Source organism: Streptomyces sp. NK15101, assembly GCF_020400725.1.
Lineage (GTDB): Bacteria > Actinomycetota > Actinomycetes > Streptomycetales > Streptomycetaceae > Streptomyces.
In genome coordinates, this window is record NZ_JAINVG010000060.1 from 36,531 (window position 1) to 47,590 (window position 11,060).

Below are 11,060 nucleotides of genomic sequence, written 5' to 3' on the forward strand. Positions count from 1 at the left end.
TGGAACGGTCGGTCAAGTTTACGATCGAACAGGCTGGTTCACGCGCACCGGGTACACCGCCACCGCCACCTCGTCGTCGTCCAGGCACCGGCCCGTCTCCAGGTCGAAGCGCTGCTTCAGGAGCGGCGAGGCCACGAACGCCCGCCCGCCCGCCGAGCCGAGGAGCCCCCGGGACAGCACCTGCGCCCCCGTGAACGGATCGCGGTTGTCGATCGCGTACGTCCGGCCCGACCGGTCCCGGAAGACCGCCACCTGCCGGCCGTCCGGCAGCAGCGCCGCCACGCCCCGGCCCGGGGTCAGCCGGGTCTCCTCGCAGACCGTCATCCAGGAGTCGTCGGACAGGTCGGGGGACAGGGAGAGTTCGAGTGTCCCCGCCGGTTCGAGTGTCGTCGTCATCGGGAGGTGGCCCCTTCCAGCGTTCCGATCGTGAGAATCGTGAGGTCCGGCTTGATCTGGTCCCGCTCCGGCACGAACCGGACCGACGGGTCCGGCGCCCCGGGGGCGTTCACGAAGGAGACGAAGCGCCGCAGCCGCTCCGGGTCGTCCAGGGTCTCGGCCCACTCGTCGCGGTAGTCGGCGACGTGCGCGGCCATCAGCGCCTCCAGCTCGTCGCAGAGCCCGAGCGAGTCGTGCACCACCACGTCCTTGAGGTGGTCGAGCCCGCCCTCCAGGCGCTCCAGCCAGGTCGACGTCCGCTCCAGGCGGTCCGCCGTCCGGATGTAGAACATCAGGAACCGGTCGATGAGGCGGACCAGTTCGGCGTCCGAGAGGTCCTGCGCGAGCAGGTCCGCGTGGCGCGGGGTCGCGCCGCCGTTCCCGCCGACGTACAGGTTCCAGCCGTTGGCCGTCGCGATGATCCCGAAGTCCTTCGACTGCGCCTCCGCGCACTCGCGGGCGCAGCCCGAGACCGCCGACTTCAGCTTGTGCGGGGCGCGCAGGCCCCGGTAGCGCAGCTCCAGCCGGATCGCCATCTTCACCGAGTCCTGGACGCCGTAGCGGCACCAGGTCTGCCCGACGCAGGACTTCACCGTGCGCAGCGCCTTGCCGTACGCGTGCCCCGACTCGAAGCCCGCGTCGACGAGCCGCGTCCAGATCGAGGGCAGCTGGTCCACCCGGGCGCCGAAGAGGTCGATCCGCTGACCGCCGGTGATCTTCGTGTAGAGCCCGAAGTCGCGGGCCACCTCGCCGATCACGATCAGCTTGTCCGGGGTGATCTCACCGCCGGGGATGCGCGGCACCACCGAGTAGGAGCCGTTGCGCTGCATGTTGGCGAGGAAGTGGTCGTTGGTGTCCTGGAGGGAGGCCTGCTCGCCGTCGAGGATGTAGCCGCCCAAACCGATCGTCGGGGCGAGGGACGCGAGGATGGAGCCGACGGTCGGCTTGCAGACCTCGCAGCCCTCGCCGCCCCGCGCCTCCTCGCGACCGTGCGAGTCGAGCAGCGCCGCGAAGGAGGTCAGCCGCAGGGTGCGGGCGATCTCGTAGAGCTCGCTCCGGGTGTACGAGAAGCAGCCGCAGAGCCCCTTGTCCTCGGGCGCCGGCAGCAGCTTCTCGATCACCTTCACGCAACTGCCGCAGCCCGTACCGGCCTTGGTGCACTTCTTCACCTCGGCCAGCGACTCGCACTGGCCGATCGCGTGCTTCGTCACGTTGTGGCAGGAGCAGATCACCGCGTCGTCCGGCAGCGCCGAGGGACCGAGCGCGACCGGCGCGCCCGCGCCCGCCGGCAGCACCAGCTGCTCGGGCGAGACCGGCGGCACCGTGCCGGTGAGCGGGCGGAGGAGTCCGTACTGCTCGGCGTCGCCGACCAGGACACCGCCGAGCAGCACCCCGTCGCCGGAGACCACCAGCTTCTTGTAGACGCCCGAGCGGGAGTCGGAGTACACGACGTCGAGGCAGTCCTCGGCCGTCCCGTGCGCGTCGCCGAACGAGGCCACGTCCACGCCGAGCAGCTTCAGCTTCGTCGACGTGTCGGCGCCCGTGAAGCCGTCCCCGGCCTCCTCCTCGGCGATCACCGCCGCCGCCGTCTGCGCCATCTCGTAGCCCGGCGCCACCAGGCCGTATACCCGGCCGTCCGAGGCCAGCGCGCACTCGCCGATCGCGAAGACCGCCGGGTCCGACGTACGGCACAGCTCGTCGACCGCGATGCCGCCGCGCTCGCCGACCGTCAGGCCGCAGTCGCGGGCCAGCTGGTCACGGGGCCGCACGCCCGCCGAGAACACGACCATGTCCGTGGCCAGTTCGGAACCGTCCGACAGCTTCATGCCCGTCACGGCGCCGTCCGCCGCCACGACCTCCTGCGTGCCCGTCCCGGTGTGGACGGTCAGGCCCATCTTCTCGATCGTCCGCAGCAGGGCCGCGCCGCCGCCCTCGTCGACCTGCACCGGCATCAGGCGCGGCGCGAACTCCACGACGTGCGTGTCCAGGCCGAGGCCCTTCAGCGCGCCCGCCGCCTCCAGACCGAGCAGGCCGCCGCCGACGACCGCGCCGGTCGTCGCCGTCTTCGCGTACTCCTCGATCGCGAGCAGGTCCTCGATCGTGCGGTAGACGAAACAGCCCTTGGCGTCCTTGCCGGGGACGGGAGGCACGAAGGGGTACGAGCCGGTGGCGAGCACCAGCGTGTCGTACGCGAGGACCCGCCCCGAACGGGCCGTGACGGTCCGGGCCTCCCGGTCCACGGCGACGGCCGGGTCGTCGGTGTGCAGCTCGATGCCGTGCCGCTCCATGAAGCCGGCCTCGACCATGGACAGGTCGTCGGGCGTCTTGCCGGAGAAGTACGAGGTCAGCTGGACGCGGTCGTAGGCGGGGCGCGGCTCCTCGCAGAGGACCACGATCCTGGCCCGCTCGGTGACGCCACGGTCGGCGAGCGCCTCCAGGAACCGCTGACCGACCATTCCGTGGCCGACCAGGACGATGGTGGGGGTGGTCATGAGGGGCCTCCGTCGTGGGTGAGCAGGTGGAGCAGGGGGGCCTCGTCGGGCAGGGCTTCGTCGCCCTCCCAGGCCCTTGCGAGCGCGCCGACCGCGGCCAGGTCGCCGAGGAGGACGCCCCCGACGAGCCGGTCACCGCGGACGACGACCTTCCGGTACGCGCTGCGCGTGGCATCGGTGAGCTGGACGACGTCGTCACCGGGGAGCGCGGTGACTTCGCCGAAGGCGGCGAGATCGAGGGGCTTCGGGCCGCGGAGGGTGAGACGGGTGAGGGAGCGGGTCCCCGTGTACCCCGTTGTGGGCGGCGCTTCCGCCGTTGTGGGCACCCGTTCCGCTGGGGCGAGGGGGGTCCCCCCTGCTCGAGCGGAGCCGAGAGCTTGGGGGAGGGTGGGCACAACGGAACGGCGCCCCTTGCCGGGCCTGGGCTCCTGCGCCTGGACGCCCACCCCGTCGGCGTCGCCCTCGTGGTGCGGGTCGGTGCGGGGGGCGGAGGCGCCGCCAGGGGCGCCGTCCCGTGTGCCCACCCGTCCCGCCCCAGCGGGACGACTGCCCGCACGGGGGTGGGCGGGGGCGGACGCCCCGGGCGCGGCGGCCGCCCCCGCGAGCAGCACCTCCGCCAACGCGTCCGCCTGGTCCAGTGCCGGGCCCGCCAGGCCGTACACGCGCCCCGCGTGCTCCGCGCAGTCGCCGATCGCGTGGACGTACGGGTCCGAGGTGCGGAGCTCGTCGTCGACGACCACACCCGTCGCGACCTCCAGGCCCGCCTCCCGGGCGAGCGCGACCCGGGGCCGGACCCCGCACGCCAGGACCACGACCTGCGCGTCGAGGACGAAGCCGTCGGCGAGCTCGACCGCCGTGACCACTCCGTCCCGCTGCCGCAGGCCGCTGACCCGGCACTCGGTGTGCACCTCGACCCCGAGGGCCTCGACGTGCTCCCGGAGCAGCGCCGAGGCGTGCTCGTCGAGCTGCCGCTCCATCAGGCGCTCGCCCTGCTGGGTGAGGACCACGTCCGCGCCCCGCTCGGCGAGGGCCCGCGCGGCGGAGACCCCGAGGAGTCCGCCGCCGATGACCACCGCCCGTACCCCGGGCCGCACCAGGGCGCGCAGCTCCAGGCAGTCGTCGAGGGTGCGGAAGGGGTGGACGCCGGCCGGGAGCGCCGCCCCGCGCAGTCCGCGCAGCGGCGGAAGCACGGGGTTGGAGCCGGTGGCCAGGACGAGCCGGTCGTAGGCGACGAGCGAGCCGTCCGCGCACTCGACGGTCCGCGCCGCCCGGTCGATCCGCACCGCCCGCACCCCGAGCCGTACCGGCTCGCGGGTTCCGGGCAGGGCGATCACCTCGGGGGCGTACCGTCCGGCGAGGACGTCGGCGAGCAGCACCCTGTTGTACGGGGCGTGCGGCTCTTCGCCGAGGAGGGTGACGGGCAGGCGCTGGGCGAGCCGGGCGCCCGCCGTTCCGCCTCCGACCACCACGATCCGTGTACTCATACCGGAAGGGTGCGGGGCCGGTGTTACCCGTCGGCATCCCGACTGTTTCCCGTACGGAACGCTGATCTCCGTCCGGCCCGGGGGCCGCTGTGAGGCCGCAAGCTCTGAAGCAGCTCAACGATCAGGCGATCGATGGACGGGGCAACGATCGCCTCCCTAGGCTCGCGGTCATGCCCGACATCTCACTGACCACCCTTGTCCTGCTCTGTCTCGCCGCGCTCGTGGCGGGCTGGATCGACGCCGTGGTGGGCGGTGGCGGGCTGCTCCAGCTGCCCGCCCTGCTGCTCGGCCTCCCGCACGTCCCGGCCGCGTACGTCCTCGGCACCAACAAGGCCGTCTCGATCGTGGGCACCACCGGGGCCGCCGTCACCTATCTCCGCAAGGCGCCCGTACAGGTGTGGACGGCGGTACGGATCGGGCTCGCGGCCCTCGCCGGCTCCATGGGCGGAGCCTTCTTCGCGGCCGGGATCAGCAGCGAGGTCCTGCGCCCGGTGATCATGGTGGTGCTGCTGGGCGTCGCGGCCTTCGTGATGCTGCGGCCCTCCTTCGGCGCGGGGGCCGGGGGAGAGGAGCGGGCGCCGCTGACCCGGGCGCGGATCGTGACCGCGATCGTGGTCGTCGGCGGCGGCATCGGCTTCTACGACGGCCTGTTCGGCCCGGGCACCGGCACCTTCCTGGTCCTCGCGCTGACCGCCGTGCTCCACCTGGACCTGGTGACCGCCTCCGCCACCGCGAAGATCGTCAACGTCTGCACCAACGCGGGCGCGCTCGCCATGTTCGCCTACCAGGGCAGCGTGTACTGGCAGCTCGCGGGCGTCATGGCCCTCTTCAACCTCGTCGGCGGGACGCTCGGCGCCCGGATGGCGCTGAGCAAGGGCGCCGAGTTCGTCCGCGGGGTGCTGCTCGTCGTGGTCCTGTCGCTGGTCGCGAAGCTGGCCTTCGACCAGTGGGCGTGAGGCCCTACTTCACCCCGATGAGGTGGCCGAAGGCGACCACGTTCCCCTGGTAGCCGTTCTTCTTCGAGAAGCCGCCGCCGCAGGTGATCACCCGGATCTCGGCCCGGTCGGCCTCGTCGTACACCTTGCGGTCCGGGAAGTGCTCGTTGTCGTACACCTCGATCGCGTCGACCGTGAAGACGGCGGTCCGCCCGTCCTCCCGGACCACCTCGATCCGGTGGCCCTTCTTGAGCGCGCCCAGCGTGTAGAAGACGGCGGGCCCGTCGGCGTTGTCGACGTGGCCCGCGACGATCGCGGTGCCCTTGGCGCCGGGCGTGGTGCCGTCCCCGTACCAGCCGGCCAGGTTGCGGTCCGCGGCCGGCGGCACGTCGAGCGCGCCGTCCGCGGTGAGGCCGAGCCGCGTCATCGGGGCGTCCACGTCGGTCTCGGGGATCCGGAGCCGGACCGGCGCCGAGGGCGGCAGCGGGTCGGCGGCGGCGTCGGTGTGCACGCTCGGCCCGGCGGCGAAGGCCTGCGCGGCCGACGGCACGGGCGGGGTGACGTTCTCCGAGCCGCTGTGGACGAGCCAGATCCCGACGCAGGCGGCCAGGGCTATGCCCCAGCCCTTGCTCCTGTTGCTCACCTGGGTTTCCTCGGTCGCTTCGTGGGGGTGTGGCCCTGCCCCCGCCGGGCCGTGTGCGGGCGCGCGGCGGGGGCAGGACAGGCGGTGGTCTCAGCGGCCCTGCGCGCCGCTCGCCCGGCGCCGCAGGAGCCAGACACCGCCGACGGCAGCCGCGGCCAGCACCGCCGCGCCCGCCGTGACCTGGGCGGTGTCGGGGCCGACGCTGCCCCCGACACCGGTCTGGACGTGGCCGCTCGGACTCCGGTGCTTGACCCACAGGTCGCCCCGGGCGGTCTTGCCGTTGTCGCAGGCCACGCTGATCCCGTAGGAGCCGGCCTTGACGTGCTCCGGCACCGTGAACTGTCCGACCACGACCTCCTTGTGCGTGCTCGGCCTCAGCTTGAAATCGCCCGCGCCGAGCGAGTTCGCGTCGCCGACGCCGTGCCCGTGCTTGCCGCAGGCGAGCGTGTTCACGGTGACGGTCTCGCCCGGGGACGCGGACGACGGGGTGATCTCCAGCGACTCGTGGCCGCCGCCGCTCGAGTTCCAGCTCTCGTTGTTCGAGTTCCAGCTGTCCTCTTCCGCGTACGCCGCGGGGGCGGCGAGCGCCCCGATCGCGGCGACCGCCAGGGCGGTACCGGTGAACAGGCGGGCAGTGGTGCGCATGGGGATCCTCCGGAGCGCGCGAGCGGTCATGCCGGCTGGTCCTGCCGGGAGGGACGTCCCGGAGCCGGACCTTCTGTGACCGAGATAAGAGGCACGTCGCGCGCCCCGCCTCCTGATGAGGCATCAGGATTGCTCCGTCCGAGACGGTGTGTCGCCTGGATTTCCGGCGTTTCCGCAGGTCGGAAACGTTTGGGGGCCGTCGGGTGACGGCCCGCGCCGAACGGGTGATCACCCCGTGCGGGCCCCCGCCTCCGGCCGGTCCCGCGGGCCGGGCCCCTGGCCTCATCCGATCCCGGTCAGCCCGCCGATCGCCGCCACGGCCCACTCCTGCGCCCCCGCCGTCGCACCGACCGCGACTCCCGTCGCGACGGGGGCGAGGGCGCCCCGCAGGGTGGTGAGGGCACGCCGCAGCCGGCCCGGCTCGACGGGCTCCGGCCCGGTGATCTCCGCCAGGACCTCCTCGGCCGCCTCCCGGGTGTCCTGGCGGTCCTGCTCGGCGAGGCCGTACCGGGGGAGTTCCCGGAGGAGTTCGTTCACCCGCTCGGCGAGCGTCTCGTACCCCGGTGCGACCGTGCCGTTGCTCTGCTGGTTCTGGGTGACGGTCTCGTTGTTCCAGGCGAACTGGGCGTTCGAGACGGCACCGTTGAAGACCGGTCCGCCGTCGCGCGGGGTGTTCTGCTGGTCGCTCATGGGGAGGCATCGTCTCCTTCGGTTCGCTGGTGCTGGGTGACGCGGTCGTTGTTCCAGGCGAACTGGGAGCCGTGGACGTCCCCGTGGAACACCGGACCGATGTGGTTGACGACCGTCGGGGTCTGGTCGACCGTGCGGACGGCCTTGCGGACGACCGGCAGCGACGTCTGCAGCGAGACGAGCTCGACGCGGCCGTTGTGCAGGACGGCGGGTCCCTCCGCCCCGTTCACGGAGCAGTCCACCAGGCGGCCGGAGCTCTGGTCGGCGAAGGCGGCGCCCGCGCCGGCGCAGTCGGTGAACTCGCTGTCCGCGACGTCCAGGTAGCCGGACTCGCTCCCGGTCAGGCCGGTTCCCGCGGACCCGTTCACGGTGAGGTTCCGCGCGAGGAGCCGCCCCTTGCCGAACGCGGCGGCCCCGCTGATGCTCACCGCCGTGACCGTGCTGTCGTGCACGAGCACCCACGCCTCCTCGCCGGCTCCGAAGCCCACGACCCCTCGCTCGGCCGTCACGTTCCTGAGCGTGACCCTGGACCGGCCGAGGGCGGTCACGGCGGTCTCGAAGTCGCGGAACACCACCCCGGTGAGGTCGGCCGTCGCGCCGCCGTCCCCGTTCGTGTCCAGGCCCAGCGTGCAACGCTCCACCCGGACGTCCTCGAACACGCCCGCGGACCCGTCCAGGACCCGCAGCGCGGAGTTCGTCAGGTCCTCGATCCGGACGCGCGTGAAGCGGCCCCTGGCCCCGTCGGTGACGGCGATGCCGACGTTCCCCCGCACGACGCGGCAGTCGCGCACCTCGGGTGCCCCGCCCCTCGTGGAGAACACGGCGACGTTGCGCGCGTCGAGGACCTCGCAGTCCTCGAACCGGCCCAGACCCTGGGCCTGGACGTTGATGCCGGTGTCGCGGCACGCCGCGAACACGCTGCCGCGCACCACCGGAGCGGCGCCGCTCTTCGTGACCACGCCGTGCAGGGCGTCGGTGACGCGCGCGCGGTCCACGGAACCCCGGGACTGTTCGGCGAACATGATCCCCTCCGCCTGCACGGCGGTGATCGCGCACTCCGTCACGGCGAGCTCCGCCCGGCTGTCCGCCGCGAGGGCCGCGTTCCCGGTGCCGGTCACCTCGCAGCCGGTGACCTCGGCGCGTGCCTCGCTGACCCGCAGGCCGTGGATGCGGCTGCCTTCGATCCGGCTGTCCCGGACGGCCGCGCGGGCGCCCTCGATCACGGCGATCGCGTTGTCGGCGGCGTCGGTGAACCGACACCGCTCGACCAGGCCGGCCGAGCCCGTGAAGACCGTGCGTCCGTGCAGGACCACGCTGTCCCGCAGGGTGAGGGAGGTGTGCGGTCCGGCGTGCACGGCGACCGCGCCCGGCGCCCGGATCTCCACGTGTTCGAGGGTCAGTGCGCCCGTGTGGCAGGTGACGACGTCGGCGTCGCGGCCCGTCAGGGCGAGTCCCTGGACGTGGACCGCTCCGAAGGTGTCCAGGACCGCGCCGCGGAGCCGGCTCACCACGACGGAACCCGGCCCTTCGACCGCCGTCAGACGCACCTCGCCCCGGACCGTGAGCGCCTCGTCGTAGTGGCCGGGCCGGATCTCGATCAGCGCGGGCCGTCCCCGTGCCGCGGCGGCGTGGAGCGCGGACGTGATGTCGGAGTACGTGCGGCGGCCGCCGTGCGGAGAGACGACGTACCGCGCGACCATGCCGGTCCCCTTCTTCGCCTGTCCGGACCTTCGATGGTACCGGCGCGGGTGAACAAAGGTGTGGATGCTCCCTGTTGGCCCGGTGGATCCGCTGCTACAGGGCGTCCGCCGTCACGCTCTCGTACGCCGAGTACACCCGCCCCATCAGCTCCTCGTCCACCGTGAACGCCAGCTCGTCGATCCCCGTCACGGGGGCGATGGTCCGGGAGTTGGTCACGAACGCGGCCCGGAAGCCCGGCAGATCGGCCAGGGTGACGGGCCGCCGGACCGACTCCAGGCGCTGTTCCAGGAGGGCCATGGTGATGCCGTTGAGGCAGGGCGCCGCCGGCCAGACCACCGAAGTGCCGTCCCAGAAGGCGATGTTGGTGACCGCGCCCTCGGCGATCTCGCCGTGCGGAGAGGTCAGCAGGGCGTCGTCGTAGCCGGCCCGCCGGGCCGCCTCGCCGTGGAAGCGCTGGCCGAAGCCGCCCAGGTGCTTGATGTGCGGGGCGGGCCGCCAGTAGTCGACGGAGGTCAGGCGCTGCGGGGCGCCGAGCCCGTCCGGGGCGGGGTCGGCGACGGTCACGACGGTGCGGACGCCCGGATAGACGTACACCCGGACCGAGGCGTCCCGCCGCCCGGCGGTCGTGAGCGCCCCGGCGACGAGCCCGCGCACCCGCTTGCCCTCCAGCTTCCGGCCGAAGAGCTCGCGGGTCGAGCGGTCGAGGCGGTCGAGGTGCAGGTCGAGGCCCTTCACGCGTCCGTCCCGCACCTGCATCGCCGTGAAGTGGCCGTAACCGCTCATGAGGGTGGCGAGGAGCTGCGGATCGGCCGCCGGGACGCCGTCGACCTCGATGTGCGCGGGAGGAGTCGTCATGCCCTCACCGTACGGCGAACGGACGGCGTCCGGCCTCGACCGGCTTGGAGGAGGCGGTACTTGGCGGGGCGCGGGACATGCGGCACTTGACCTCAACCAAACTTGAGGTATCACGATCCTCGGCATGCTGTTCCGACTGCTCGCCCCCCGCCTCCGGCCGTACGGACCCCTCCTCGTCCTCCTCGTCGCCCTCCAGCTCGTCCAGACCCTCGCCTCCCTCGCCCTGCCCACCCTCAACGCCGGCGTCATCGACCACGGCGTCCTGCGCGGCGACACCGGCCGCGTGCTCCGCGGCGGCGCCGCCATGATCGCCGTCACCCTCCTCCAGGCCGCCGCGGCCGCCGCCGCCACCTACACCGGCGCCAGGATCGCCATGGGCGTCGCCCGCGACCTGCGCTCCGAGGTCTTCCGCCGCGTCCAGGACTTCTCCGCCCGCGAGCGCGGCCGCTTCGGCGCCGCCTCCCTCATCACCCGGACCACCAACGACGTCCAGCAGATCCAGACGTTCACCGTCCTCGTCCTCACCATGCTGGTCGCCGCTCCCCTCCTCTGCGCCGGCGGAATCGTCATGGCCCTGCGCCAGGACGTGCCGCTCGCCCTCGTCCTGCTCCTCTTCGTGCCCGTGATGACCGGCGCCGTCGGCACCGTCGTCCTGCGCATGCGGCCCCTCTTCCACGGCATGCAGGAGCGCGTCGACCGCGCGGGCCGCATCCTGCGCGAACAGATCACCGGCGTCCGGGTCGTCCGCGCCTTCGTCCGCGACCGGCACGAGCGGGAGCGCTTCGCCGCCGCCAACGACGAACTCCTCGCCGTCGGCCTCCGGGCCGGCCGGCTCCAGGCCCTCATGTTCCCCACGGTCCTGATCGTCTGGCAGCTGACGACCGTCGCCCTGGTGTACGTCGGCGCCCACCGCATCGACGCGGGGGCCCTCCAGCCGGGCGGCCTCGTCGCCTTCCTCGGCTACCTCCTCCAGACCTCCATGTCCGTGATGATGGTCCTCTTCCTCCTCATGCACATGCCCCGCGCCGAAGCCGGCGCCGAGCGCGTCCGCGAGGTCCTCGACACCCGCCCCTCCGTCACCCCGCCCGCCCACCCCGTCCGGATCCCGGCCGGCCCCGGCCGCCTCGACCTCGACGGCGTCGGCTTCCGCTACCCGGGCGCGGAGGAGCCCGTCCTCCAC

General features: G+C 73.3%; 10 protein-coding genes. 2 read left to right on the top strand and 8 right to left on the bottom strand.

Annotation, left to right across the window (positions count from 1 at the left end; genetic code table 11):
- Positions 1-18: 18 nt before the first annotated feature.
- Genes nirD through K7G60_RS27075 form a run of 3 tightly spaced genes read right to left on the bottom strand, consistent with a single transcriptional unit; the run spans position 19 to position 4,411 of the window.
- Positions 19-396 carry a nitrite reductase small subunit NirD gene (gene nirD / locus K7G60_RS27065; protein ID WP_225803568.1) on the bottom strand — a complete coding sequence of 126 codons (378 nt, stop codon included), beginning with the start codon at positions 394-396 and terminating at the stop codon, positions 19-21.
- Positions 393-2,927 (bottom strand): nitrite reductase large subunit NirB, encoded by a 2,535-nt coding sequence (nirB, locus tag K7G60_RS27070; RefSeq protein ID WP_225803569.1) that lies wholly within the window; start codon positions 2,925-2,927, stop codon positions 393-395. Before nirB ends, nirD begins: the two co-directional genes overlap by 4 nt.
- Positions 2,924-4,411 carry an NAD(P)/FAD-dependent oxidoreductase gene (locus K7G60_RS27075; protein WP_225803570.1) on the bottom strand — a complete coding sequence of 496 codons (1,488 nt, stop codon included), beginning with the start codon at positions 4,409-4,411 and terminating at the stop codon, positions 2,924-2,926. The genes nirB and K7G60_RS27075 overlap by 4 nt, the downstream gene beginning before the upstream one ends.
- Before the next feature lie 170 nt (positions 4,412-4,581).
- Between K7G60_RS27075 and K7G60_RS27080 the strand changes: the two genes are divergently transcribed.
- A complete protein-coding gene (locus K7G60_RS27080) occupies positions 4,582-5,367 on the top strand; it encodes a TSUP family transporter (protein WP_225803571.1) in 786 nt (261 codons plus the stop codon).
- 4 nt (positions 5,368-5,371) lie between these two features.
- Here K7G60_RS27080 and K7G60_RS27085 read toward each other — a convergent pair whose 3' ends face one another.
- From K7G60_RS27085 to K7G60_RS27105, 5 genes are all read right to left on the bottom strand, one after another.
- Complete coding sequence (locus K7G60_RS27085; protein WP_225803572.1) at positions 5,372-5,989, bottom strand: class F sortase; 618 nt, start codon at positions 5,987-5,989, stop codon at positions 5,372-5,374.
- A gap of 90 nt (positions 5,990-6,079) precedes the next feature.
- Positions 6,080-6,634, bottom strand: a complete 555-nt coding sequence (locus K7G60_RS27090; protein ID WP_225803573.1) for a hypothetical protein — start codon at positions 6,632-6,634, stop codon at positions 6,080-6,082.
- Between the two features lie 282 nt (positions 6,635-6,916).
- Complete coding sequence (locus K7G60_RS27095) at positions 6,917-7,324, bottom strand: hypothetical protein (RefSeq protein ID WP_225803574.1); 408 nt, start codon at positions 7,322-7,324, stop codon at positions 6,917-6,919.
- A complete protein-coding gene (locus K7G60_RS27100; protein WP_225803575.1) occupies positions 7,321-9,024 on the bottom strand; it encodes a right-handed parallel beta-helix repeat-containing protein in 1,704 nt (567 codons plus the stop codon). Before K7G60_RS27100 ends, K7G60_RS27095 begins: the two co-directional genes overlap by 4 nt.
- Before the next feature lie 94 nt (positions 9,025-9,118).
- Positions 9,119-9,880 (bottom strand): aminotransferase class IV, encoded by a 762-nt coding sequence (locus K7G60_RS27105; RefSeq protein ID WP_225803576.1) that lies wholly within the window; start codon positions 9,878-9,880, stop codon positions 9,119-9,121.
- 124 nt (positions 9,881-10,004) lie between these two features.
- Between K7G60_RS27105 and K7G60_RS27110 the strand changes: the two genes are divergently transcribed.
- Positions 10,005-11,060, top strand: a 1,056-nt coding sequence (locus K7G60_RS27110; RefSeq protein WP_225803577.1) for an ABC transporter permease, incomplete at its 3' end; no start/stop codon positions are given.